Source organism: Massilia terrae (assembly GCF_024753145.1).
Taxonomy (GTDB): domain Bacteria; phylum Pseudomonadota; class Gammaproteobacteria; order Burkholderiales; family Burkholderiaceae_D; genus Telluria; species Telluria terrae.
Window position 1 is genome coordinate 777,498 of the sequence record NZ_JANUGU010000002.1, and the last position, 25,192, is coordinate 802,689.

Sequence of the window (25,192 nt, forward strand, 5' to 3'; positions counted from 1 at the left end):
TCACCGGCTCCGCTTACGGTCGCGGCGCGGCTGCGGAGTGGAACAGCTCCAGCGGAATCGCATCGGCCATGGCCTGGTTGCCGGCGTCGTTGGGATGCAGGTGGTCGCCGGAATCGTACTTCGACAGCAGGCGCGTCGGGTGATCGGGATCGCGCAGCGCCCGGTCGAAGTCGATGACGCCATCGAATTCGCCGCTGCCGCGTATCCACTGGTTGACGGCGTCGCGCACCGCGGCCTTGTCCCGCGTGTAGAACTTCGCGAAAGTGGTGCCTTCGAATGGCGGCAGCGTGGCGCCGTACACCGCCAGTCCCTTGGCGTGGGCGCGGGCGATGAGCTGGCGGTAGCCCGCGATCAGGTCCTGCGGCGCCGGCGTTTCCGCCAGCGGGATCGCGCCCATGCCCGGGTGGCCGATGTCGTTGATGCCGATGAGGACCACCAGGTAGCGCGCGCCGGCGCTGGCGAGCGCGTCGCGGTCGAAGCGCGCCAGCAGGGCCTTGCCGAACAAGGGCTGCTCGCCGGGGTCGCGCAGCATGCGGTTGCCGCTGACGCCACGGTTCACCACCCCGATGCGATCGCCGGGCGCGCGCTGCAGGCGCAGCGCCAGCAGGTCGGTCCAGCGGTGGTTCGCGTCGCGCGCGGTCAGGGACGCCTCGGTGATCGAATCGCCCAGCGCGACGACGGCGCCGGCGCCCGGCGCCTCGACGTCGACTTCGGTCAGGAAGGGCCAGTAGCCGATCGCCTGGCTGCGCGGCAGCGAGGCCGTGCCGGTAAAGTCGCCCGGGCCGGACACGTAGCTCGTCTGCGCCGCCCACTCGTGCACGGTGGCGGCTTCGGCGCGCCCCGGCAGGTACAGGCTGACGGCGAGGTCGGCCAGCGCGGGCACGTCCAGCTCGACCGGGTCCGACAGCAACGGGGCGCCCGGAGGAATGGTGGCGGACGCGAGGCCGCCGAAGGTCAGCACGCGATCGGTGCCGGGCACGGTATCCGCGCCATGCTTGCGCAGTGCGATATGGGCCGCGCCGATCCGCAGCGGCTGGGCGCCGAGTTCATTCGACAGGCGGATGCGCACGCGGGCGCCGCCGATGCTGGTGTGGACGACCAGGCGCACGGTCTGGCCGTCGAAGACATGCTGCTGCGCCGGCAGCGCCGGACCGCCGGCCGCCGTGCCCCAGGTGCCGACCCAGCTGGACGCGGGCTGCTGCGCGCTGGCCGTGGACAGCAGCGCGGCCGCGGCGAGCGCGGCGAGGCCGCGCGCCAGCCCTGCCCTCATGCTTCCGGTGCCGGCTCGACCGCCGCTGCGGAAGGTTCGACCACGGCCACCGCGCCTTCGGCTTCGACCGCCTCTTCGGCGGCGGCCTGGCCGCTGTCCTCTTCCTCATCCACCGGCAGGTCCGCCTCCGACGCCACGCCCGACACCTCCAGCATGCGTGCTTCCAGCGACAGGTCGACCTCGTCCCAGCCGATGATGTCCATCTTCACCTGCGCGCCGCGCGCCACCTGCGGCATGCCCGGCAGTCGGATGATGAGCGGGATCTCGACCAGGCGCAGCACCTCGTCCTTGAGCACCACGGCGTCCACCACCTTGGCCTGCTCCTGGCCCAGCCAGCGCAGGCACCAGTAGCGCTCCATGACCTGCTGGAAGTCGTTGTATGCCGAGTAGGCCGCATCGAAGGCCGACACGATCGAGAACAGGGTCGCGTCGCGCGGCTTGAACGGCGCCACCAGCGGCGCGGTCACGCCGTGCCCGGCGCAGGCCAGAATCTGCCACTGGTTGACGAGGTCGGTGTAGCGGCGCAGCGGCGAGGTGCTCCACGCGTACTGGTCCACGCCCAGCCCCTGGTGCGGCGCTGCATGGGTGACCATGCGCACCTGCATCTTGGCGTTCCAGCCGGCGCCGCTGCCGGCGCCCTGCGAACGGTAGATGCCCGGCACGCCGGAGTCGTGCAGCAGCTTGCCCCAGGTGCTGTTGGCGAAGATCATCAGCTCGGCCACGATCTTGTCGAGCGGTGCGCCACGCTTGCGGCGCACGATGCTGACCACGTCGTCGTCGACGTAAAAGTTGAAGTCGACCCGGTTGGCCTGCTCCGGCTTCAGGCCGAAGGCTTCGCGCTTTTGCATGCGGCCCGCTTCCAGCTTCAGCGCCCATTTCCACAGCAGGCCCAGCTCGGCCTTGTGCGGATAGTCGCCCTCGCCCGATTCCAGGGTCTGCTCGTTGACCACGTCGTCGAGGTCGTTGTGGCGCAGGTTGCTCTTGATCGGCACGCGCTCGGCGCGGGTCTCGGTCGACACGACGGTCCAGTCCGCCGTGTTCAGGGTGGCGTACAGCGACAGTGCCGGGCAGTCCTTGCCCTCGGCCAAGGTGTAGGCGTCGACGACCTCGTCCGGCAGCATCGTGATCTTGTCGCCGGGCATGTAGACGGTGGACATGCGGGCGCGCGCGATCTTGTCGAGCGCGTCGTCCGGCTTGATGCCCAGGCCCGGCGCGGCGATGTGGATGCCGACCCGCACCATGCCATTGTCCAGGTGCTCGACCGACAGCGCATCGTCGATCTCGGTGGTGGTGACGTCGTCGATCGAGAAGGCCTGGACCTTGGCCAGCGGCAAGCCGGCCGGGGCCGGCGGCACCGCCACCTGCGGGAAGCCGGCGCCGCGCGGGAAGTTCTCGAACAGGAAGCGCGACATATGCAGGTCCTTGGCCGAGGCGATGCCGCCGGTGCGCAGCATCAGGCGCGGCGCCGTGGTCTGCAGCTCGTCGGCGGCGGTTTCCAGCGCCTTGTACTCGATCGAATTCTTGTCCGGCTTGAACAGCAGCTGCTGCACGATCGGCGCCAGGGCCTCGGGCAGCTTGCCGGCCTTCAGCTCATCGACCCAGGCGGCCTGCACGATGGCCTGTTGCTTCTTGCGCTCGATGCCGGCCTGGGCCGCGCGCAGCGATTGTTCCGGCGCGGCCTTGTAGCGGCCGCGCCCCTTTTTATAGAAGAAGATCGGCGCGTTGTGCAGCGCCAGCACCAGGCCGGCCGCTTCCGCCGGCAAGGGCTGGTGGCCGAAGTATTCCGCGCCCAGCTCGGCAAAGCCGAATTCTTCCTGGCCCGCCACTTCCCACAGAAAATCGAGATCGACCTCGGCCGCGATGGCCTTGGCCTGCTCCAGCAGGTCGGCCGGATTCGGCTTGTCGAATTGCAGCAGCACGTCCTTGGACTTGACCTTGGTGCGCTTACCGGATGGCATTTCGACCTGGTAGGCCTCGCCCTGCTGCTGCAGCACGGCGCCGACCTTGAAATCGCCGGATTCTTCGAAAAAGAGGTTCATCGTTATCGTGTGTTCGTGTTGGGTTCGGCTGCCGCCAGCGCTAGCACGGAAGGCAAGAATACCTCGGTGACCAGCAGCAGGCCTTGATGGCGGCGGTAGACACAGCGCCGCGCGTAATAAATCCGCTCGCGCAGGGAACCGCCGAGCGCGGCGTTGGCGCGCGCGTACAGCGGATGGCCGGCGCGGATGCGCGCAAATTCAAGCTGGCCGCGCTTCACCAGCGGATCATAAAACAGGGTCGAGCCCAGCGAGCGCTCGCCCAGCGCCGAGAACAGCGGCCAGTCGGTGGCGGTGCTGGCGGCGTTGACCACGGTGTGCGCGAACACCACCGGCTCGCCGTCGCAGCGCAGCAGCACCTCGCGCTCCAACGCGCGCCCCGGACGCGCCAGGCCGATCGCGGCCGCTTCGTCGGGCAGGCAGGTGGCCGCCGCCTGGTGCAGGCGCTGGACCCGGAACTGGCGGCTGTGCGCGATCAGCTTCGCGGTCAGCGAGCCGGGCGAGGTCAGCCAGTCGCGCATGCGCGGCGGCGCCTGCACGCCGTTCGCGTGGGGCAGCCAGCGGGCCTGGCGCAGCGACGCGCCCCTCACCGCGGCGCTTCCATTCCGCAAAACGCCAGCACCTCGTCCACATACTGCGCAAATTCCGGGATCGCGTGGTCGCTGCCTTCGATCACGTGCTGCTGCGCGCCCTGGTAGTGGGCCACCATGTCGCGGTAATCGAGCACTTCGTCGCCGGTCGCGGCCAGCAGGTAGTAGCGTTCGGGCCGGGTGATGCGCGCGATGCGCAGTGCGGCCAGCTCATCGATGTATTCACGCTTGAACTCGAACGGCTCGTCGGAGTGCCAGGCGGTGGTGACGCCGACGTGCTTTTCCAGGTCCTTGAGCGGGTTGACCGCCGGGTTCAGCAGCGCCGCGCGGCAGCCGAGGCGCTCGGCCAGCCAGGTCGCATAGAAGCCGCCGAGCGAGGAGCCGATGACGGCCAGCTCGTTTGCCGGGTAGCGCTCGACCAGGCTGAGGGCAAGTTCCATCGCTTGCTTCGGCGAAGCAGGCAACTGCGGGCAAATGAGTTCATTGCCGCGGCCCAGCGCTTTCATCCGGTCGGCCACCACCCGCGTCTTGAACGAGCGCGGGGACGAGCGGAAGCCGTGCAAATACAAAATCATTCGACAACCCGGCACATATCGTTACCGTTGCTCTCAACTGGTTTCACTTGGCCAGCGCCTCAAGCAGTTTCTGGTGGATGCCGCCAAAGCCGCCATTGCTCATCACGAGGATGTGATCGCCCGGCTGGGCATTCTGCACAATCGCCTGCACCATGTAGTCGAGCTGGTCAAAGGTGTGCGCGATCGAACCCATGGGCTTGAGCGCATCGCCCAGCGACCAGCCCAGCGCCTGCTGGCTGCCGAAGCCGAACACCAGGTCGGCATCCTTCAGGCTGCCCGGCAGCGCATCCTTCATCGCGCCCAGCTTCATGGTGTTGGAGCGCGGCTCGAGCACGGCCAGGATGCGGCCGGTGCTGCCGATCTTCTGGCGCAGCCCGCCTACCGTGGTGGCGATCGCGGTCGGGTGGTGGGCGAAGTCGTCGTACACGGTCACGCCCTTGACCACGCCGCGCACCTCCATGCGCCGCTTGACGCTCTGGAAGCGCGACAGCGACTCGGCCGCCTGTGCCGGAGGCACGCCGACGCTGCGGGCGGCGGCGATCGCGGCCAGCGCGTTGTAGCGATTGTGCTTGCCGGTCAATTCCCAGTGGACCGTGCCCTGGGTCTCGCCATTGAACACGACGTCGAAGCTGGCGCCGCCCGGATGCTCGACCAGGGTCCAGTTCACGCCTTCGGACGAACCGAAGCTTTCCTTCTCGCTCCAGCAGCCGCGCTTGAGCACGCGTCCGATCGAGGCCTCGTCGCCGTTGGCGATGATGCGGCCCACGCCCGGCACCGTGCGGACCAGGTGGTGGAACTGGGTCTCGATGGCGCCGATGTCGGGGAAGATGTCGGCGTGGTCGTATTCCAGGTTGTTGAGCACGGCGGTGCGCGCGTGGTAGTGCACGAACTTGCTGCGCTTGTCGAAGAAGGCGGTGTCGTACTCGTCCGCCTCGATGACGAAGAATGCCGATTCCTTACCACCGCGCAGGCGCGCCGAGATGCCAAAGTTCATCGGCACGCCGCCGATCAGGAAGCCCGGCGCATAGCCGGCATCTTCCAGGATCCACGCCAGCATCGAGGTGGTCGTGGTCTTGCCGTGGGTGCCGGCCACGGCCAGCACCCACTTGTCGCGCAGGATATGGTCGCCGATCCACTGCGGGCCGGACACATACTTAAGCCCGCGGTTAAGTATTTCCTCGATCAGGGGATTCCCGCGCGTCATCACGTTGCCGATCACATACAGATCCGGGTTCAGCGAGACCTGGTCCGGGCTGTAGCCCTGGATCAGTTCGATCCCCTGCGCCTCGAGCTGCGTGCTCATCGGCGGATAGACATTGGCATCGCAGCCGGTGACGCGATGTCCCGCTTCCTTGGCCAGGACTGCAAGGCCACCCATGAAGGTGCCGCAAATACCGAGAATATGAATGTGCATGGGTAGAAGGGAGGAAATGGCGAAGACGCGATTTTACCCGACGTGCAGCCGATTTCCGTTCGGGAGTATCATCGAGCCCATGAATCCGAGCCAAACCAATGACCCGCAGGCGCTGCGGTCCCAGATCGCCGCCGCGGCGGCCCGCTTGATCGCCGAGGATGGCGCCGATTACGACACGGCCCGCCGCAAGGCGGCCCGCAAGGTGCTCGGCGTGGACCAGCCCGCCCCGAATGTCTTGCCGGACAATCTGCAGATCGAAGACGAGGTGCGGCGCTACCAGGCCCTGTTCCAGGGACCGCAGCAGGCCGCCCGCCTGTTCACGCTGCGTAACCTGGCGCTGGAAGTGATGGACGCGCTGGCCGAGTTCCGCCCCTATCTCACCGGCCCCGTGCTCAACGGCACGGCGACGGCCCACGACGACATCCACCTGCAATTGTTCGCCGACAGCGCCAAGGAAGTCGAGATCTTCCTATTAAATAAGAACATCAATATCGAGCTCTCGGAAACCGCGCATTTCAAGGGCGCCCGCCATGAGCCGGTTGAAACGGTGAGCTTCCTGTGGCATAACGAGGCGGTGCACGCGCAACTGTATGAATTCGAGGACCTGCGCGGCGCGCTCAAGCCGCGTCCGGATGGCCGCCTGCAGCGCGTCGATGCGGCCGGCCTGCGCAAGCTGATGACTCAAGACGTAACTTTGGAACAGGACGAATGAACAAGAAAAACCTGCTGGGCTACGCGGTCGTGGCCTCCGCCTTCGGCATCTTCGGCGCCCTTGCCGGCCATTTCCAGAATGATGGGCCGATCACCACCGCCTACGCCGACACCGGCGGCAAGCCGCACACCGCGACCACCCATCTGTTCGGGCAGTCCTTCAATGACTCTACCGGAAAGCAACAAGCTTTGTCGCAATGGCAAGGCAAGCCCCTGGTGGTCAATTTCTGGGCGCCGTGGTGCGCGCCCTGCGTGCGCGAGATGCCGGAGCTGGACGCCTTCGCCAAGGAGATGAAGGCGAAGCACATCAATGTCATCGGGATCGGCATCGATTCGCCGTCGAACATCGCCCAGTTTGCGGGGAAGTTGAAGATTTCCTATCCGCTCTACGTGGCCGGCATGGGCGGCACCGACCTGGCGCGCGACTTCGGCAATGAGGCGGGCGGCTTGCCGTTCACCGTATTGATCGGGGCGGATGGGCAGGTGAAGAAGACCTATCTGGGCACCCTGAAGTTCGACCAGTTGCGGACCGACCTGGCGAAACTCTAGTGTTTGCTCCAGCACGTCGTCCCGGCGAAGGCCGGGACCCATGCTGAGCAAACCGGCCTGCGGCCCTCATATTTTCGACGGCGCCGGCGGTCTATGGGTCCCGGCCTACGCCGGGACGACGATGTTCTACGTTGCTCTGAGTAACGGTAATTCCCTCAGCGCGAACGGTCGTTCGTTTATTTATCAGGCTTTACAAACGAATACAATATCGCTTGCCAATAGGCGATGTTGGCGTCAAAATGCCTGACTTTCGGGCAACCAGACCTCTGAATATGGCGAAATCGCTCCTGCTGCTCAACGGCCCCAACCTGAACTTATTGGGGACACGAGAGCCTGCGGTGTACGGCAGCACCACGCTGGCCGACATCGAACAGGCAGCGCAAGCACAGGCCGCGGCCGCCGGCGCCACCCTGGCCTGCTTTCAGAGCAACCATGAAGGAGCGCTGATTGACCGGATCCACGCCGCCCGCGGCGAAGGCATCGACGCCATCGTCATCAACCCGGGCGGCCTGACCCACACCAGCGTGGCCTTGCGCGATGCGCTGGCGGGGGTGGCCATCCCATTCATCGAAGTGCACCTCTCGAACATCCACCAGCGCGAGGAGTTTCGCCACCATTCGTTTTTGTCGGCGATCGCGCGCGGGGTGATCTGCGGGCTGGGGGCCGATGGATATCGTCTTGCCATCGACTTCGCCCTTAAATAGCGTTAATCTACGGTAACTTCACGTATTCTGAGTGCTTTCTGCACTGCATACTCAACAATATAAATAATTCCAAGGGGTTTCACATGGATCTACGAAAACTCAAGACTTTGATCGATCTGGTCGCGGAGTCCGACATTGCTGAACTCGAAGTGACCGAAGGCGAAAGCAAAGTTCGCATCGTCAAATCGTCCGGGATTCCGCAGAACCAGGTCGTCATGATGCCGCCGGGCAGCGTCCAGCAGTATTCGGCGGCGCCGGCCGCGCACGCGGTGGCCGCCCCTGCCGCCGCACCGGCCCCGGCCGTACCGGCCGCCGAGACCGGCCACGTGGTCAAGTCGCCGATGGTCGGCACCTTCTACCGCTCGTCCGCACCGGGCGCCCCGGCCTTCGTCGAAGTCGGCGCCAATGTGAAGGAAGGCGACACCCTGTGCATCATCGAAGCGATGAAGCTCCTGAACGAGATCGACGCCGACGTGTCCGGCACCATCACCAAGATCCTGGTGGAGAACGGCCAACCGGTCGAATTCGGCCAACCACTGTTCGTGATCGGCTAAACGCCTGCTGCGGCGCGGGCCTCGACGAGGCCCTTTCGAATGTCGCCCTCCCGGCCGCCCAGGCCGGTCATCAGAGAACCCGAAACCATGTTTGAAAAAATCCTTATCGCCAATCGTGGTGAAATCGCGCTGCGTATCCAGCGCGCCTGCCGCGAAATGGGCATCAAGACCGTCGTCGTGCACTCGGAAGCGGACAAGGACGCCAAGTACGTGAAGCTGGCCGACGAGTCGGTGTGCATCGGCCCGGCACAGTCGGCGCTCAGCTACCTGAACATGCCGGCGATTATCAGCGCGGCCGAAGTGACCGACGCCGAGGCGATCCACCCCGGCTACGGCTTCCTGTCGGAGAACGCGGACTTCGCCGAGCGCGTCGAGAAATCGGGCTTCGTGTTCATCGGCCCGCGTTCCGACTCGATCCGCCTGATGGGCGACAAGGTCTCGGCCAAGCAGGCGATGATCAAGGCCGGCGTGCCCTGCGTGCCGGGCTCGGACGGCGCCCTGCCCGACGACCCCAAGGAGATCATCCAGGTCGCGCGCCGCATCGGCTACCCGGTCATCATCAAGGCCGCCGGCGGCGGTGGCGGTCGCGGCATGCGCGTGGTGCATACCGAAGCGGCGCTGCTGAACGCGGTGGCGATGACCAAGCAGGAGGCCGGCGCGGCCTTCGGCAACCCGGAAGTCTATATGGAGAAGTTCCTGGAGAACCCGCGCCATATCGAGATCCAGGTGCTGGCCGACGAGCACAAGAATGCCGTCTGGCTCGGCGAGCGCGACTGCTCGATGCAGCGCCGCCACCAGAAAGTGATCGAGGAAGCGCCGGCGCCGGGCATCCCGCGCAAGCTGATCGAGAAGATCGGCGACCGTTGCGCCGAAGCCTGCCGCAAGATCGGCTACCGCGGCGCGGGCACCTTCGAATTCCTGTACGAGAACGGCGAGTTCTACTTCATCGAGATGAACACCCGCGTCCAGGTCGAACACCCGGTCACCGAGATGATCACCGGGATCGACATCGTGCAGGAGCAGATCCGCATCGCCTGCGGCGAGAAGCTGCGCTTCCGCCAGCGCGACATCATGCTGTCGGGCCACGCGATCGAGTGCCGCATCAACGCCGAGGATCCGTTCAAGTTCACCCCGTCGCCGGGCCGCATCACCGCCTGGCACCCGCCGGGCGGCCCCGGCATCCGCGTCGACTCGCACTCGTACGCCGGCTACTACGTGCCGCCGCACTACGACTCGATGATCGGCAAGGTGATCGCTTACGGCGCCACCCGCGATCAGGCCATCCGCCGCATGCAGATTGCGCTGTCGGAGATGGTGGTTGAGGGTATCATGACCAATATCCCGCTGCACCGCGAGCTGATGGTGGACGCGCGCTTCATCGAAGGCGGCACCAACATCCACTACCTCGAACACAAGCTGGCCCACAAGCCGGACCTGGACAAGGAAGGCGCCATCGGCGCCAAATCGGAAGCCAAGGTAGAAGCATGAGCTGGACCGAAGTCGTCATCGAGATCGCGCGCGACCATGCCGAGGCCCTGTCGGACGCCTTGATGGAAGCGGGCGCGCTGTCGGTCTCGGTGGAAGACGCGGACGAAGGCACGGCGGACGAAAAACCGCTGTTCGGCGAACCGGGCATGACGCCCACCGAAGCCGCCTGGGACCGCTCGCGCGTGGTCGCGCTGACCGACGTCGACGCCGACCAGGCCGCGATCGTGGCCGAAGCGGCCGCCGCCATCAAGCTGCCCTCCGCGCCCGCCTTCACCACCCGCGCGGTGGACGATGCGGACTGGGTACGCCTGACGCAGTCGCAGTTCGAGCCGATCCACATCGGTAAAAACATCTGGGTGGTGCCGAGCTGGCACGACGCCCCCGACCCTTCCGCGCTGGTGCTGGAGCTGGACCCCGGTCTCGCCTTCGGCACCGGCAGCCACCCGACCACGCGCCTGTGCATGGAATGGCTGGAAGCGCATCCCGCGCCGGGCAAGACCGTGCTCGATTACGGCTGCGGCTCCGGCATCCTGGCCATGGTCGCCAGCAAGCTGGGCGCGGGCGAAATCGCCGGCGTCGACATCGACCCGCAAGCCATCGAATCGGCGCGCGCGAACGCGGTGCGCAACGACTGCGCGCAGATCGAGTACTTCCTGCCCGACCAGTTCGCGCAATCGTCGCATGCGCAGCAGCGCTACGACACCGTGGTCGCCAACATCCTGTCGAGCCCACTGAAGCTGATGGCGCCGATGCTGTCGGGCCGGGTGGCGCCGGGCGGTTCGCTGATCCTGTCGGGGGTGCTGGAACGCCAGGCCGAGGAAGTGGCCGCGGCCTACGCACCATTCATCAAGCTGGGCGTCTGGGCCGAGCAGGACGGCTGGGTCGCCCTTCACGGGCAACTCGGCAGCGAGACAGCACCGCCGCCGCGCACGCCCCGCGCGGAGTAAAGGCCCATGGCGCTCGCCACCCAATGCCCCCACTGTAAAACCACGTTCCGGGTCGCCCAGGACCAGTTGAAACTCCGTGGGGGCATCGTGCGCTGCGGCGCCTGCCACGAAATCTTCGACGGCAACGCCAGCCTGGTCGACCTCTCGGCCGCGCCGGCCGGGCTTCCTTCCGCTGCTCCCGCGCCCGCACCGGCGATCGAAGCGCCGGCAGCCGGCGCGCACGAAGAGATCCCCGTCTACACGCTCGACCTCGGGCACGCGCTCGACCCGCTCGGGATCCTGCCCAAGCCGGAAGAAGATGAGGTGGCGGACGAAGCCGCGGCGGCGCCTGCCGCCGTCCCCGCCGCCGAACCGGCGCCGGAGCGGGCCGCGGAAACGCCGCCGCCCAACGCCTACGACAATCGCGTCGAGCCCTCGCTGCATGACGTGGACGAGGAAACCATGGTCGCGCCGCTGCCCGTTGTCGAGGCCGAGCCGGCGCCGCGGGTGAGCTTCGCGCCCAGCGCCCCAGTCCACACCCCGCTGCCGCAGCGCGCATCGACCGATACGGCGGGCGCGGCTCCCGTCGCGGCGCCGGAGCCGCCGAGGTCCGCGCGTGCACGCCAGCAGGCGCGCCGCTCCAAACTGACGCCGACCCGGATCGAGCCTCCCAAGCTGCGCGTGCCCGAGATCGACGAGCCGGAATTCGTCCGGCGCGGCCGCCAGCGCGAACAGTCCGGCAAGCGCCTCGTGGCGCTGTGGGCGGGCGGCGCGGCGCTCCTGCTGCTGGTGCTGCTGGCGCAGGCTGCCTACATCTTCCGCAACGATATCGCCGTGCGCGCACCGGCGCTGCGTCCGGCGCTGGCGTCCGCCTGCACGCTGCTGCATTGCCGGGTCGAGCTGCCGGCGCGAATCGACAACCTGACCATCGAAACCGGCGACCTGCAGACGCTCGCGCCGGACACCTACGTGCTGACCACGCTGCTGCACAACCAGGCCGGCGTGGCCCAGGCCTGGCCCGACATCGAGCTGGCGCTCACCGACGCCAACGACAAGGCGCTGGTGCGGCGCGTGTTCGCGCCCGCCGACTACCTGCCGAAGGACGCCGGCGCCGCCGGCTTCGCGCCGCGTGGCGAGCAGCCGGTCAAGCTCTATTTCCAGCTCGACCAGCTGAAACCTTCCGGCTACCACATCGCCGTCTTCTACCCATAAGGCTTCATCCCATGACCAACACCGCGCTGATCTGCGGATCGCTCGCATTCGACAAGATCATGCAGTACCACGGCCGCTTCGGCGAAACGCTGCTGGCCGACCACCTGCACCGGGTGAACGTATCGTTCCTGGTGCCGACCCTGCGCACCGAATACGGCGGCTGCTCCGCCAACATCGCCTACAACCTCAAGCTGCTGGGCGGCGACCCGCTGATCATGGCCACCATCGGCCAGGACGGCGGCGAATACCTGCAGCGCTTCGACAAGCTCGGCATCGCCACGCGCGCGATCCGCACCATCGGCCACGCCTACACCGCGCAGTGCTTCGTCACCGCGGACCTGGACAACAACCAGATCAACGCCTTCCATCCGGGCGCGATGCAGTTCTCGCACGAGAACAGCGTCGGCGACTGCGGCCCGCTGGCGGTGGCGATCATCGCGCCGGACGGCCGCGACGGCATGATCAAGCACGCGCGCGACTGCGCGGCGCTGGGCATCCCCTTCATGTTCGACCCGGGCCAGCAGCTGCCGATGTTCTCGGGAGAGGAGCTGATCACCTTCATCGGCCAGGCCAGCTACCTGGCGGCCAACGATTACGAATTCGAGATGGTGATGGACCGCACCGGCCTGACCCTGGCCGACATCGCGGCGCGACTGGATGCGCTGATCATCACGCGCGGCGAAAAGGGTTCGGAGATTTATGCCGGCGGCGAGCGCCATGACATTCCGGCGGTGCCGGCTTCGAGCGTGGTGGATCCGACCGGTTGCGGCGACGCCTATCGCGCGGGTCTGTTGTTCGGCATCACCAAGGGCTACGACTGGCCGACCAGCGGCCGCATCGCCAGCCTGCTCGGTTCGATCAAGATCGCGCACCAGGGCGGCCAGAACCACAGCTTCACCCCGGCCGGCATCGCCGACCAGTTCGAGCGCGCGTTTGGCTACCGCTTTTAGCCGACCACCACTTTCAGCACGTCGTCCCGGCGCAGGCCGGGACCCATGCTGAGCGTGAACGGTGTTAGCCCGCTCAGCATGGGTCCCGGCCTGCGCCGGGGCGACGTTCTTACGCTAACAAATCAGAAAATCCGCGCCAGGATCGCCTGCACGATCTGCAGCAAGATCAGCGCCACCAGCACCGACAGATCCACTCCGCCGATCGGCGGCACCACGCGCCGGATCGGGCGCAGCAAGGGATAATTGAGCGCGCTGACGAAGGGCGCCAGCGGCGCGTGCGGATTCACCCAGCTGAAGATGGCGTCGATGATCAACAGCGCCATGAAACCGTAGATGATCCAGCTGATGAAGCGGTACAGCGCGCCGATGAAGATGGCCTGCGCTTCCCAGCCCGACAATGCCATCAGCGCGGTCGCCGCCAGCACCACCAGGAAGGCGCCGATCAGGCTCGCCCAGTCATAGCCGCCGACACCCGGCAAGATGCGGCGCAAGGGCTTCACCAGCCAGTCCGACAAGGTGTACGTGAACTGCGCCACCTGCATCGGCGGGCGCACGCGCGTGGCCTGCATCCAGAAACGCAGCAGCAACACGCCGCCCAAGACGCTGGCCACCGCATCGACGATCAACTGGAGAATACTCAGCACGACGACTCCTCAAAAAAAAACCGCTGTGTGACCGAACACACAGCGGTATTGTGCCTGAATTCAGGCAGAGCCGGCTATTACGGACGGCTGCTGGTCGGGAACGGCCATGCTGCTGCCGGAGCCAGCACGGTCTTGGCCGGAGCCTGGGTCGGAGCCGGGCTCGGAGCGACCGACGGAGCTGCTGCCTGGGCTGGAGCCGAAGCGGCCGGAGCGGCCTTCTTGGCAGCCGGCTTCTTGCTTGCCGCTTTCTTGGCTGCCGGTTTGGCGGCTGCTGCCGGTTTTGCCGCGGCTGCCGGCTTGGCGGCTGCTTTTACGGCCGGCTTGGCGGCTGCTTTCTTGGCTGCCGGTTTTGCGGCTGCTTTTTTAGCTGCAGGCTTTGCGGCTGCCTTTTTAGCTGCCGGTTTGGCGGCTGCCTTTTTAGCTGCAGGCTTGGCTGCTGCTTTTGCAGCCGGCTTGGCGGCGGCTTTTTTCGCAGCCGGCTTCGCAGCGGCTTTCTTGGCGGCCGGCTTTGCAGCGGCTTTCTTGGCAGCCGGTTTGGCGGCGGCTTTGGCGGTGGCTTTCTTGGCCGCCGGCTTAGCTGCTGCTTTCTTTGCTGCCGGTTTAGCGGCGGCTTTCTTCGCTGCCGGCTTGGCTGCTGCTTTCTTCGCTGCCGGTTTTGCTGCGGCTTTCTTTGCTGCCGGCTTTACGGCTGCCTTCGAAGCTGCTGCTTTCTTTGCTGCCGGTTTAGCGGCGGCTTTCTTCGCTGCCGGTTTAGCGGCGGCTTTCTTCGCTGCCGGTTTTGCTGCTGCTTTCTTTGCTACCGGCTTGGCTGCTGCCTTCTTTGCTGCCGGTTTTGCTGCTGCTTTCTTTGCTGCCGGTTTTGCTGCTGCTTTCTTTGCTACCGGCTTGGCTGCTGCTTTCTTTGCTGCCGGTTTTGCTGCCGGCTTGACGGCGGCTTTCTTCGCTGCCGGCTTTGCAGCGGCGGCTTTCTTCGCTGCCGGTTTAGCGGCGGCCTTGGCGGCCGGCTTGGCGGCGGCGGCTTTCTTCACCGGTTTTTCGGCTGCTTTAGCTGCCGGCTTGGCGGCTGCTTTCGCTGCCGGTTTCTTTGCTGCGGGTTTCTTAGCGGCTGTTGCCATTTTTGTTCTCCTTCGTCTGCGATGAGAGATACCAACAAGGTTTAAACCCGTCCGGCCAACATGGCCAGGCGAATTATTCATCGGCACAAACGCGAACCAATGTTTATGCTAATGAATTCGGCACCAGCTGAACTGCTCCAACTCCTCACGATTGGAGCACTTCAGCCGTCGCCGCCGATCTCGCGACCGGCGACACTGGTACATCAAGTGACGCTGTTCACACCGCAGCCCGCATCGCGCGCCGAAAAGAAAAAGCCGCCATGCCTGAACTGATCAGGCAGTGCGGCTTGTTCTTTTCGATAAATTTACGTGCATACTGATGAGGTCAGCGTCCCATTTTCAATCGGTTTTTTGTCGTCGTCACACGCGAAAAAATCAGCGTGTTCACTATTTGACAAATTCAATCACGTAAAGTACACGAAAACCTTGTCAGTGCGCAACTGCCACACAGCTTTTTCGTGGGCTTTTTTGATATTCAAACTCCCAACGTTTGCATCGATGCCACAAGGTGCGTGTTGAGCATGCGTGATTCGCGCTTTTCTTATCACCGAATTCGCGCGCGCCATCGGTTCGCGCGCTAACGCAAACGCGCAAAAAATCGGGACGCGCGTCACGCGCCGCCGGTACATCTGTCCTGCCCCGCCGGCGCGCGCGCCGGTACAAACAACCATCCCAAAAAACGGCGGCGCGTCCCATGCGGCGGCAGGCGCCGCTGCCTACACTGCGTCCATGCCTGTGCAAATCAACGCAACCGAAGGATTCCATGTCGCGCTCAATGTCCGATTGCTGGAACACCGTCCGGTGGCTGTTGAAGGACGACGGCGGGGCGCGCATGGAGTTCGTGCTGCTGGCCGCGATCATCGCGGCGCTCGCGGCCCTCGTGTTTCTCGCACTGCGCAGGCTGAACTGGACAACCACGTGAGGACGCCATGGATCACAGCGAACTGCGCGCTCTGCTCGAACTGATCGGGATGCTGTTCACCGACCCGCGCACCGGCGTGCTGATCGCGCTGCTGCTGGCGGCCGCGGTGTCCGACTACCGCAGCTTCCGCATCCCCAACTGGCTGACCGTGGGCGGCCTGGTGTTCGGCACCGTGTACAACATCCTGGAGCCGCCGGTGCACGGCGCCGGCTGGATGTTCCCGGCCAGCGGCATCGCCACCGGCTTCGGCCTGATGTTTCCCTTTTATTTGATGCGCGCGGTCGGCGCCGGCGACGTCAAGCTGCTGGCGATGGCCGGCGCTTTCCTCGGCTGGAACGACACCTTGTATGCCCTTCTATTCAGTTTCGTGGTGGGCGGCGTGGCCGCACTGGCGTTCGCCGCGTACCACGGCTTGATGCGTCGCCTGCTGGACAACACCCGCATGCTGCTGTGTTACCTCACGCTGTCGGCAATTGGCGGGCAGCGCCCGACCGTGCAGCTGGCGCCCTCGCAGTCGGCGGGCAAGCTCGCGTTCGGCGTCAGCATTGCCGCGGCCACGATTGGCGAGGTGGTCGCGCGCCAGCTCGGTTTCATTTGATCGGAAGGAGAAAGTGCCATGAAAAACTTCAAGGGACTGCTGCTGATCGCGCTTGCGCTGCTCACGGGCCTGGCGGCGGCGGCGTATGCCACCGGCTGGGTCGCGCAGCGCGCTGCCGTCTCGGCCAACAAGGTGGTGGTGGCCGCGGTCGACATCGAGCTCGGTTCGCGCATCACGCCGGAGATGGTGAAGCTGACCGACTGGCCGGCCGGCTCGGTACCCCCGGGCGCCTTCGCCGACATCAAGGACGTCCAGCAACGCACGCTAAAGACGAGCATCACGCGCGGCGAGCCCATCATCGAGCGCAAGCTGGCGCCGGTCGGCACCCTGGGCGGCCTGTCGGCAGTGATCTCCGAAGGCAAGCGCGCGATGACGGTGCGCGTCAACGACGTGGTCGGCGTGGCCGGCTTCGCCCTGCCCGGCACCTACGTCGACGTAATGGTCAACACCCAGCAGGACCGCGGCAAGAACGAGGCGCCGCGACCGGTCAGCAAGACGGTGCTGGAGCAGGTGCTGGTGCTGGCCGTGGCCCAGGAGGCAGGCCGGGACGCGACCAAGCCGATGGTGGTCAACGCCGTAACCCTGGAACTCACACCGCAGGATGCCGAAAAACTCGACCTGGCGCGCAACGTCGGCACCCTGTCGCTGGTCCTGCGCAACCAGGTCGACAAGGCGGAAGTCGACACGAAAGGCATCACGAAGGACGAATTGTTCGGCAACGTCCCGCAAAAGCCGCTTGCGGTCGTGGCGCCGCCGCCCCGTCCCAAGGTTGTGCGGGCGGTCGCCGCCACCGGCCCCTGCGTCGAAGTGCTGCGTGACAGCGGCCGCTATGTCAGCTGCTTCTAATTAGAACATCCCACCGGGAGACCATCGTGAACCGAACCCTTCAGACCGGCGTATTGCTGGTGTGCGCGACCATGTCCTGCGGCGCCGGCGCCGCCAAACTGGCAAAGCCGGTCGCCCCGACGGCCGCCGAACGCAACGCACACCAATGTACTGGCGTCACCGAACGACCGACCGCCATGGTCATGCTCGGCAAATCGCGGGTGATCCCGCTGAAGGTGGCGGTGACACGCGTGGTGGTGGATGCCCCGGTCACCAGCAAGCCTCCCCCAGGCGCGGCGGCAGGGCCAACGACGCCTGGTGCGGCACCCGCGCCCCAAATGGACGCCTACACCGGCATCGCCGACGCCGACGTGCTGCTGCTCAGCCCGACCGACCTGTTCGTGCGCGGCCGTCGCGCTGGTTCGATGAACGTGATCCTGCAGGACGCCAAGGGCGCCTGCTACCTGCAGGACATTGTGGTCTCGATCGATCCGGGCATCCTGCAATCGAAACTGGCGGAGGTGATGCCGGAGGAAGCAGACATCCACGTCAAGTCGGCCGAGAACGCACTGGTTCTGACCGGCCGCGTCAATGATCCGGCCAAGCTGGACGAGGTGATGCGCATCGCCACCGCCTACGGCGACGGCAAACGGGTGGTAAACCTGCTACGCGTGAGCTCGCCGCAACAGGTCATGCTGGAGGTGAAAATCGCGGAGGTTAGCAAATCCATCCTCGACCACCTCAATATCGACTACTCGCGCATGTTCGTGTCGGCCGACGGTATGACGTCGAAGGTGCTGTCCGGCTTGTTCGGCGGCGTTCCCATTGTCGCAGGTAAATTAGGCCGCGGCACCGTGACCGGCGCGGCATCGGTCGGGGTCAGCGCCGCCAAAGCGGGCGTCGCCTCCAGCCTCAACGCTACCGGCAACACCAGCCTGTTCGGCATCGACGCCCAGAAGCAGGACGGCGTGGTGCGTGTGCTGGCCGAACCGAACATCATGGCCATCAGCGGCCAGTCCGCCAGCTTCCTGTCGGGCGGCAAGATCTTCATTCCGGTCTCCCAGAACCAGCAAGGCCTCACCACGATCACGCTGGAAGAAAAGGAGTTCGGCGTCGGCCTGAAATTTTCGCCCACCGTGCTGGACGGTAGCCGCGTCAACCTGAAGGTGGTGTCGGAAGTGTCCGAGCTGTCGCAGACCGGTTCGCCCTTCACCACGATCGGCAACTTCACGGCCGTACTGCCCTCGATGACCACGCGCCGGGTTGACACTACGGTCCAGCTGAACGACGGCCAGAGTTTCGCGATCGCCGGCCTGATCCGCAACAACGTGACGGAGACCCTGAAGAAGTTCCCCGGCCTAGGTGACATCCCGGTGCTTGGCACTCTGTTCCGCTCGTCCGAGTTCCAGAAAGATCAGACCGAACTGCTGTTCGTCATCACCCCGCGGCTGGTCAAGCCGACTGCCACCGCGGCCGTCCTGCCCACCGACATCCACGCCGAGCCGTCGCGCACCGACGCCATGATCATGGGTACCACCGAAGCGAAGACAGCCCAGCCGGCCAAATGAGGAGCCCAACCATGCGACCGAACATTCCGCTCGCCGCCGTCATCCTGCTTGCAGGTTGCAGCAGCTCACCCGTCTACGACGCCCATTTCGGCGACGCCGTGCGCCAGGCCCGCCTGGCCCAGACCCTCAACCCAAAGGCCGGCAGCAATCCCGACCAAGCGGCGGGCATCGACACCCAGGCCGCGCTGGAAGCGCAGAAGCGCTACCACGACAGCTTCAAAGAACCGCCGCCGGTTACCAACGTCATCAATATTGGTGGCATGACAGGCGGTAATGGGAGCAACCCATCCAAATGATTGAACCCGGCACAGACTGGGGAGAGCAGCACTTGGCAATACTCTTCAACGCAACTGAAAGGAAATTGAAATGGAAACCATCAAAAAAGCATTGCGCTCTTTCGCTCAAGACGAGGAAGGCGCCCAGGTCGTCGAGTACGCACTGATCATCGCCGTGGTGTCGATCGCGCTGGTCATCGCACTGTCGAAAATCGGGGGTACGAACATGAATACCTTCATCGCCAGGGTGACCAACTGCCTCACCACCACCACCTGCACCTGAGCGACCAGAAAGGAGGTGCGGGCCAGGTGGTCCCGCCCCTCCTGACGGAAAAACCATCCGGCCAACCAACAGGAGAAAAAAATGAACAAGACTTTTCGGGCGCTGCGCGCATTCGCCAAGGAAGACGAGGGTGCACAGGTCGTTGAATACGCATTGATCATCGCTGTCGTGTCGATTGCGCTGGTGATCGCCTTGTCGTCGCTGAACAATGGTTCATTTACGAATTTCATCGCAAGGGTCACCAACTGCCTCACGACCACGACTTGCACCTGACCTTACCGAGGCCGCCGGCTATCGCGGCCCGCCTCACAGCAGGAGAAAAAAATGTCACCGATCACTCGCATTTCGACACCGGCAGCACGCGAACGCGGCGCGATCATCCTGACTTTCGCCATGATGTTGTTGTTCCTGCTCGGGTTCGCCGCGATCGCGATGGACCTGGGTCGCCTGTTCATCGTCCGCACAGAACTGCAAACGGCACTCGACAGCTGTGCCCTGGCGGCGGCCCAGGAGCTCGATGGACAGAGCACCTCCATCACGCGCGCCTTGAATGCTGGTGTCACCGCGGGCAACCTGAACAACGTCAACCTGCAATCGTCCACCTGGGATGGCCAGTCCAAGCTGGCTGCGGGCGACATCAGCTTCAAGAGTGCAAGCTACACCGCGACCACCGACCCGCTCGCTGCCCGCTACGCCCAATGCCAGCACACCCAGCCCAGCGTGAAGACCTGGCTGCTGCCTGCCTTGGCCGTCGTCGGAGGATTCGCAACGCCGAACTCGGTGTCCGGCACCGCGGTAGCAACGCGGGCCAGCGCACAAAGCGCCTGCCCGGTGCCGGTCGGCCTGCGTGGCCGCAACAGTACGCCGCCAGACTATGGCTTCACGGTCGGCGAATGGGTCACCATCTACGGCAAAAATATTGGGGCTGGCCCCGGCGAATTAGGTTGGTACAACCTGGATGGCAGCACGAACGCCAGCGAAACCACCGCCGAATTAGGCACGCCCGGCGTCTGTGGGGTCAAGGTTGGCGACGTATTGGGGACACCGGGAGCGCAAAACAGTGTCGACACGGCGTGGAATCAGCGTTTTGGGATCTATAAGAACAGCGACAGCGCCGCGCTCAGCCATCCAGATCTAACCGGCTATGCGTACACCGCTTACAACTGGAAGAACACTGTGCCGCAGAATGCCTACAGCGGCACGGCGGCGGCTGGCTCTGCAACATCGGCCGAAAACTTCCTGGCCAAGCGCGCCAGTTTCGCATCCTTCGACAATACGGGCACCAGCCTGACGGACGGATCAAATATTGTCTACGGCGTCACGAACAAGCTGAACAGCTTCAAATCCATCGCGACGCCCGGCAGTACAGGTGACCACGCCAAATATGGCTTCAGCCGCCGCCTCGTCATCGTGCCGGTGTTGACCTCTTCCAGCGCGGTAGCGGATTTTGCCTGCATGCTGATGCTGGCGCCGATGACCGGCCCGAGCGACGACGTCCAAATGGAGTACCGTGGCAACGCCAGCGCCACTTCGTCGCCATGCACGACCAATGGCATTGCCGGTGGCAGTGCGGGACCACTGGTGCCTGTCCTCGTGAGGTGAGCCATGCGTACACAACGAGGCACGGCGCTGGTCGAATTCGCGCTCATCGTGCCGCTCATCCTGATGATCACCTTTACGGTGGTTGAGTTCGGGCGCGCCGTCCAGCACTACAACGGCGTGACAAAGGCGGTACGCGACGCCACGCGCTACCTGGCGATGCAGCGCCAGAACACTCACCAGACCGAAGCGCGCAACCTGGTCGTTTATGGCAACACCGCCGGTACCGGCAATCCGCTCGACCCCAGCCTGACCCTGGCCCAGGTGGCGACGCCGACCTGGAGCACCGTCGGAAGCAATCCTCTGATCAACACCGTCACGATCAAGGTCACCGGCTACAAATTCAAGCCGATCACGTCGTCGGTATTCGGCATGGCGCTTCCGACCATGACCTTCAGCGACATTACCGCCACGATGAGGTGCCCGCTATGAACCGCCATCAACGAGGCGCGACCATCGTCGAGTTTGCGCTGGTGCTGATCCTGTTCCTGTCCTTTGCGCTGGGCCTGATGGATTTCGCCCGCCTCTTATATATGTGGAACGGCGCAACCGAGGCAAGCCGGACCGGGGCGCGCTATGCCGTGGTCTGTGCCGATCCCAACGGATCCTACGGAAACCTACTCACCAAGATGCAGGGCGTGCTGCCGCAGGTATCAGGCTATACCGTGACCTGGAACCCAAGTGGCTGCACCGCGTCCACGTGCCAGGGCGTGTCCGTCACCATTACCGACCTCTCCTTCAAATGGCTGGCGCCCATACCCAAGGCGGTCAAGCCGACCATGGTGATTCCCGCCAGCGCCTTCACCACCTACCTGCCGCGTGAAATCCTTCGACAGGATCCCAACTCGGCAACCATCTGTAATTAACCGGAGCGAGGACATCATGAAAGTCGCACTCATCTCTCCCAGCAAGGAACACCTGCACGAACTCGGCCAGGTGCTGCACGGCTTTTCGCACCAGGCGATCCTGGTCGAAGGCGGCAAGAGCAAGATGCGCGAGGTGGTTGAGCGCGACCAGCCCGACATCCTGCTGGTGGAAGGCATGTGCTGCGATCCGGCGGAACTGTCGCCGGTCGAATACGTGACCACCCACCATCCGCAAGTGGCGGTGGTGCTGCTGTGCCCCTCCACCACGCCGGAATTCCTGCTCAACTCGATGCGCGCCGGCGTCCGCGAAGTGCTGACCGCGCCGATCAGCCCTACCCTGCTGCAGGCCGCGATCGAACGCATCGCCAACCGCCTGCGCGTGAGCCGCGGCAGCACGCATGGCCGGGTGCTGGCCTTCATCGGCTGCAAGGGCGGCAGCGGCTCGACCTTCCTGGCCACCAATCTCGGCGCCCAATTGGCCGCCCAGCATTCGGTGCTGCTGATCGACCTCAACCTGCAATTCGGCGACGCCCTGTCATTCGTCCATGACGGCCACCCCGTCACAACCCTGTCCGACATGGCACGCGAGATCGAACGGCTGGACGCGACCTTCCTGTCGTCCAGCGCCGTAAAAGTGGCTCCCAACTTCAGCGTGCTGGCGGCGCCGGAGGATCCGGCGCAGGCAATGGAGATCAAGCCCGAACACGTGGACGCCATCATCGCGCTGGCCTCGTCGCGCTACGACTTCGTCCTGCTCGACCTGGGCCGCAACATCGACAGCGTCAGCGTCAAGGCGCTGGACCGCACCAGCACCATCTTCACGGTGATGCAGGCCTCGGTGCCGGGTGTGCGCAACGCCCAGAAGCTGCTGACCGTGTTCCGCTCGCTGGGCTATGGCGGCGAACGGATCGAAGTGATCGTCAACCGCTTCGAGCGCGGCGGCGAGATCGGCGTGGCCGAGATCGAACGTGCCCTGGGCAAGCTGGCGATCCACACGGTGCCCAACTCGTACAAGCAGGTGTCGGCAGCGATCAACCATGGCGACCCGCTTCTGAACAGCGCACGCAACAACCCGGTCAGCCGCAACCTGGCCGACTTCGCCCGCAACCTGTCGCCGGTGCCGCAGCAGGACGCCCGCAGCCTGTTCGGCCGCCTGCTCGGCCGCGCCAGCGCCTGAACCGGAGGCCACCATGTCCATTCGCGACAAACTCAGCAGCGCTACGCACACCATCAGCGCCGAACCAGGCGTCCAGGCGGACCGCTACCAGGCGCTCAAGGCGCGTATCCACCTCAGCCTGCTTGACGAATTCGACCTTACCGCCCTTGAGGGCGCCGCGCCCGAGGTGCGCCGGTCGGAAATCGCTGCCGCCATCGAACGCGCGCTGGAAACCGAGCCCACCCCGGTCAACGATCTTGAACGGCGCTGGCTGATCCGCGACATCCAGAACGAGATGCTCGGCTTCGGCCCACTGGAACTGCTGATGGCCGATCCCGCAGTCTCGGACATCCTGGTCAATGGCTACGACAACATCTTCGTCGAGCGCCGCGGGCGGCTGGAACGTACTCCCGTCACGTTCTCGGACGAGAAGCACCTGCTGCGCATCATCGACAAGATCGTCTCGCTGGTCGGCCGCCGCATCGACGAGTCCAGCCCGATGGTCGACGCCCGCCTGCCGGACGGCTCGCGCGTCAACGCGATCATTCCGCCGATCGCGATCGACGGGCCGATGATGTCGATCCGGCGCTTCGCCCGCATCCCGCTCAAGATGAATAATCTCGTCGGCGATGAGCTGCGCACCCTGACGCCGGAAATGGCGAACGTGCTGGAAGCCCTGTGCAAGGCCAAGGTCAACATGATCATTTCCGGCGGCACCGGCGCCGGCAAGACCACCCTGCTCAACATCATGTCCGGCTACATTCCACCCGAGGAACGCCTGGTGACGATCGAGGACGCGGCCGAACTCCAGCTGCAGCAGCCGCACGTGGTGCGGCTCGAGACCCGCCCGATGAACATCGAGGGCCGCGGCGAGATCTCCTCGCGCGCGCTGGTGCGCAACGCCCTGCGGATGCGCCCGGACCGCATCATCATTGGCGAGGTGCGCGGCGCCGAGGCGATCGACATGCTGCAGGCAATGAACACCGGCCACGAAGGCTCGCTCACCACGATCCACGCCAACACCCCGCGCGACGCCATGGCGCGCCTGGAAAACATGGTGGGCATGGCCAACCTGAACCTGTCGCTGAAAGCCACGCGCCAGCAGATCGCGTCGGCGATCACGGTGGTGGTGCAGGTGCTGCGCCTGACCGACGGCCGGCGCAAGGTCACCAGCATCCAGGAGGTGACCGGCATGGAGGGGGACATCATCACGATGCAGGAGATCTTTGCGTTCCGCCAGACCGGGGTGGCGGTCAGCGGCATGGTGGAAGGCTATTTCTGCGCCACCGGTGTGCGGCCGCGCTTCGTGGAACGGCTGCAGACCTTCGGCTTGCAGCTGCCCGAGAATACCTTCGATCCGCAACGCCGTTCAAGCTGAGAGGCCATCATGTTCCAACCTAACTCGCCCCAACTGCTTGCCCTCCTGGTCCTGGTTGCCGTACTGCTGCTGCTCGAAGGGCTATACCTGGTCTGGCGCACCTACCGCGGGCCGGAGGCCGGCCATATCGCCGGCCGCTTGAGCGGGCACGCCAGCGAAAATAACCCCAAACTGCTCCGGCAACGTAAAGCATCGCGCTTCCCATTGATCGAATCAATGCTGTCGCGGTGGCAAGGCGCCGGCAGATTCACCTTGTGGATGCAACAAAGCGGCACCGGTTGGCACCCCTCGCATTTGCTTGCCGCGACCGTGATGACCGGCTCCCTCGCGCTGCTGGCCACGCAGGTCCTGATGCACGCACCGACGTGGATGGCATTGCTGGCAGCCCTCCTCGCAGGCGGCGTCCCGATTGCCTGGACAGCCCGGCAGCGGGTGCGCCGTTTGCGCGCCATCGAGCGCCAGCTGCCGGATGCGCTCGACCTGATCGTTCGCGCCCTCAAGGCCGGGCACGCGTTTTCGTCAGCACTGCAAATGGCAGGCGAGGAACTGAGCGACCCGCTCGCCGGCGAGCTGCGCCTGACACACGAGGAAGCAAATTTCGGCGTGCCGCTCGATCGGGCACTGGTGGGTCTGGAACAACGCGTCCCGCTGATGGACCTGCGCTATTTCGTAGTCGCGGTGCTGGTGCAGCGCGAAGCAGGCGGCAACCTGACCGAGGCGCTGACGAACCTGGCTCGGCTCACGCGCGAGCGGCTGAAACTGCATTCGCGGGTCCGCGTGCTCACCGCCGAAGGCCGCCTGTCGGCCTGGTTCCTGTCACTGATGCCTTTTGCGCTGTTCCTCCTGATATTCACGTTCAACCGCCCGTTCATGGAGCCGCTTTGGCAGGATCCGATCGGCATCTCCATGGTGCGCGTCCTGCTCACCATGATGTTGCTCGGGGTACTCTGGCTGCGCCGCATAACCCATGTCCGCGTTTGAGGA

Annotated in this window: 28 protein-coding genes; 21 read left to right on the forward strand and 7 right to left on the reverse strand. The window is 65.2% G+C overall.

The genetic code is table 11. From position 1 onward, the window contains the following. Positions 1–13: 13 nt before the first annotated feature. The 5 genes from NX778_RS10700 to mpl are packed head-to-tail and all read right to left on the reverse strand — an operon-like array spanning position 14 to position 5,885. Positions 14–1,270, reverse strand: a complete 1,257-nt coding sequence (locus NX778_RS10700) for an SGNH/GDSL hydrolase family protein (protein ID WP_258811709.1) — start codon at positions 1,268–1,270, stop codon at positions 14–16. After that, positions 1,267–3,309, reverse strand: a complete 2,043-nt coding sequence (locus NX778_RS10705; RefSeq protein WP_258811710.1) for a ribonuclease catalytic domain-containing protein — start codon at positions 3,307–3,309, stop codon at positions 1,267–1,269. Before NX778_RS10705 ends, NX778_RS10700 begins: the two co-directional genes overlap by 4 nt. A 2-nt stretch (positions 3,310–3,311) precedes the next feature. Further along, entirely contained in the window at positions 3,312–3,896 is a 585-nt protein-coding gene (locus tag NX778_RS10710) for a chorismate--pyruvate lyase family protein (protein WP_258811711.1), read from the reverse strand. Then, positions 3,893–4,471 carry a YqiA/YcfP family alpha/beta fold hydrolase gene (locus NX778_RS10715; RefSeq protein WP_258811712.1) on the reverse strand — a complete coding sequence of 193 codons (579 nt, stop codon included), beginning with the start codon at positions 4,469–4,471 and terminating at the stop codon, positions 3,893–3,895. The genes NX778_RS10710 and NX778_RS10715 overlap by 4 nt, the downstream gene beginning before the upstream one ends. 43 nt (positions 4,472–4,514) lie before the next feature. After that, entirely contained in the window at positions 4,515–5,885 is a 1,371-nt protein-coding gene (gene mpl, locus NX778_RS10720; RefSeq protein WP_258811713.1) for a UDP-N-acetylmuramate:L-alanyl-gamma-D-glutamyl-meso-diaminopimelate ligase, read from the reverse strand. A 79-nt stretch (positions 5,886–5,964) separates the two neighbouring features. On the opposite strand from mpl, the gene NX778_RS10725 reads away from it, so the two are divergent. From NX778_RS10725 to NX778_RS10760, 8 genes are all read left to right on the forward strand, one after another. Next, on the forward strand, positions 5,965–6,597 hold the full coding sequence (locus NX778_RS10725; RefSeq protein ID WP_258811714.1) for a hypothetical protein: 633 nt from the start codon (positions 5,965–5,967) through the stop codon (positions 6,595–6,597). Next, positions 6,594–7,145: a TlpA family protein disulfide reductase gene (locus tag NX778_RS10730; protein ID WP_258811715.1), complete on the forward strand. Its 552-nt coding sequence runs from the start codon at positions 6,594–6,596 to the stop codon at positions 7,143–7,145. Before NX778_RS10725 ends, NX778_RS10730 begins: the two co-directional genes overlap by 4 nt. A gap of 272 nt (positions 7,146–7,417) precedes the next feature. Next, complete coding sequence (aroQ, locus tag NX778_RS10735; protein ID WP_258811716.1) at positions 7,418–7,849, forward strand: type II 3-dehydroquinate dehydratase; 432 nt, start codon at positions 7,418–7,420, stop codon at positions 7,847–7,849. A gap of 83 nt (positions 7,850–7,932) precedes the next feature. Further along, positions 7,933–8,403 (forward strand): acetyl-CoA carboxylase biotin carboxyl carrier protein, encoded by a 471-nt coding sequence (gene accB, locus NX778_RS10740; RefSeq protein WP_258811717.1) that lies wholly within the window; start codon positions 7,933–7,935, stop codon positions 8,401–8,403. 87 nt (positions 8,404–8,490) lie between these two features. After that, a complete protein-coding gene (gene accC, locus NX778_RS10745) occupies positions 8,491–9,891 on the forward strand; it encodes an acetyl-CoA carboxylase biotin carboxylase subunit (RefSeq protein ID WP_258811718.1) in 1,401 nt (466 codons plus the stop codon). Further along, positions 9,888–10,838, forward strand: a complete 951-nt coding sequence (prmA, locus tag NX778_RS10750) for a 50S ribosomal protein L11 methyltransferase (protein ID WP_258811719.1) — start codon at positions 9,888–9,890, stop codon at positions 10,836–10,838. Before accC ends, prmA begins: the two co-directional genes overlap by 4 nt. 6 nt (positions 10,839–10,844) lie before the next feature. Next, complete coding sequence (locus NX778_RS10755; protein ID WP_258811720.1) at positions 10,845–12,029, forward strand: zinc-ribbon and DUF3426 domain-containing protein; 1,185 nt, start codon at positions 10,845–10,847, stop codon at positions 12,027–12,029. Between the two features lie 11 nt (positions 12,030–12,040). Next, complete coding sequence (locus NX778_RS10760) at positions 12,041–12,979, forward strand: carbohydrate kinase family protein (RefSeq protein WP_258811721.1); 939 nt, start codon at positions 12,041–12,043, stop codon at positions 12,977–12,979. 122 nt (positions 12,980–13,101) lie between these two features. Here NX778_RS10760 and NX778_RS10765 read toward each other — a convergent pair whose 3' ends face one another. After that, positions 13,102–13,623 (reverse strand): YggT family protein, encoded by a 522-nt coding sequence (locus NX778_RS10765; RefSeq protein ID WP_258811722.1) that lies wholly within the window; start codon positions 13,621–13,623, stop codon positions 13,102–13,104. A gap of 77 nt (positions 13,624–13,700) precedes the next feature. Continuing rightward, positions 13,701–14,738: a hypothetical protein gene (locus tag NX778_RS10770; protein WP_258811723.1), complete on the reverse strand. Its 1,038-nt coding sequence runs from the start codon at positions 14,736–14,738 to the stop codon at positions 13,701–13,703. Between the two features lie 763 nt (positions 14,739–15,501). Between NX778_RS10770 and NX778_RS10775 the strand changes: the two genes are divergently transcribed. From NX778_RS10775 to NX778_RS10835, 13 genes are all read left to right on the forward strand, one after another. Continuing rightward, positions 15,502–15,660 (forward strand): hypothetical protein, encoded by a 159-nt coding sequence (locus NX778_RS10775; protein ID WP_258811724.1) that lies wholly within the window; start codon positions 15,502–15,504, stop codon positions 15,658–15,660. Positions 15,661–15,667: 7 nt separating this feature from the next. Continuing rightward, on the forward strand, positions 15,668–16,258 hold the full coding sequence (locus NX778_RS10780; protein ID WP_258811725.1) for an A24 family peptidase: 591 nt from the start codon (positions 15,668–15,670) through the stop codon (positions 16,256–16,258). An 18-nt stretch (positions 16,259–16,276) separates the two neighbouring features. Then, positions 16,277–17,104 carry a Flp pilus assembly protein CpaB gene (gene cpaB, locus NX778_RS10785; RefSeq protein WP_258811726.1) on the forward strand — a complete coding sequence of 276 codons (828 nt, stop codon included), beginning with the start codon at positions 16,277–16,279 and terminating at the stop codon, positions 17,102–17,104. Positions 17,105–17,130: 26 nt separating this feature from the next. Then, positions 17,131–18,651 carry a type II and III secretion system protein family protein gene (locus tag NX778_RS10790; RefSeq protein WP_370661322.1) on the forward strand — a complete coding sequence of 507 codons (1,521 nt, stop codon included), beginning with the start codon at positions 17,131–17,133 and terminating at the stop codon, positions 18,649–18,651. A gap of 11 nt (positions 18,652–18,662) precedes the next feature. Then, the gene (locus tag NX778_RS10795; protein WP_258811727.1) at positions 18,663–18,947 is read left to right on the forward strand and encodes a hypothetical protein; all 285 of its coding nucleotides are present in this window, start codon (positions 18,663–18,665) and stop codon (positions 18,945–18,947) included. Positions 18,948–19,017: 70 nt separating this feature from the next. After that, the gene (locus NX778_RS10800; protein ID WP_258811728.1) at positions 19,018–19,209 is read left to right on the forward strand and encodes a Flp family type IVb pilin; all 192 of its coding nucleotides are present in this window, start codon (positions 19,018–19,020) and stop codon (positions 19,207–19,209) included. Positions 19,210–19,290: 81 nt separating this feature from the next. After that, entirely contained in the window at positions 19,291–19,482 is a 192-nt protein-coding gene (locus NX778_RS10805) for a Flp family type IVb pilin (RefSeq protein ID WP_258811729.1), read from the forward strand. A gap of 51 nt (positions 19,483–19,533) precedes the next feature. Beyond that, positions 19,534–20,811: a pilus assembly protein TadG-related protein gene (locus NX778_RS10810; RefSeq protein ID WP_258811730.1), complete on the forward strand. Its 1,278-nt coding sequence runs from the start codon at positions 19,534–19,536 to the stop codon at positions 20,809–20,811. A 3-nt stretch (positions 20,812–20,814) separates the two neighbouring features. Further along, positions 20,815–21,240 carry a TadE/TadG family type IV pilus assembly protein gene (locus tag NX778_RS10815; protein ID WP_258811731.1) on the forward strand — a complete coding sequence of 142 codons (426 nt, stop codon included), beginning with the start codon at positions 20,815–20,817 and terminating at the stop codon, positions 21,238–21,240. Then, entirely contained in the window at positions 21,237–21,674 is a 438-nt protein-coding gene (locus NX778_RS10820) for a TadE/TadG family type IV pilus assembly protein (RefSeq protein WP_258811732.1), read from the forward strand. Before NX778_RS10815 ends, NX778_RS10820 begins: the two co-directional genes overlap by 4 nt. A gap of 16 nt (positions 21,675–21,690) precedes the next feature. Next, positions 21,691–22,851, forward strand: coding sequence for a CpaE/TadZ family protein (locus NX778_RS10825; protein ID WP_258811733.1), 1,161 nt, complete (start codon positions 21,691–21,693; stop codon positions 22,849–22,851). A gap of 13 nt (positions 22,852–22,864) precedes the next feature. Beyond that, the gene (locus NX778_RS10830) at positions 22,865–24,208 is read left to right on the forward strand and encodes a TadA family conjugal transfer-associated ATPase (RefSeq protein ID WP_258811734.1); all 1,344 of its coding nucleotides are present in this window, start codon (positions 22,865–22,867) and stop codon (positions 24,206–24,208) included. Between the two features lie 9 nt (positions 24,209–24,217). After that, entirely contained in the window at positions 24,218–25,189 is a 972-nt protein-coding gene (locus NX778_RS10835; RefSeq protein ID WP_258811735.1) for a type II secretion system F family protein, read from the forward strand. Positions 25,190–25,192 lie beyond the last annotated feature (3 nt).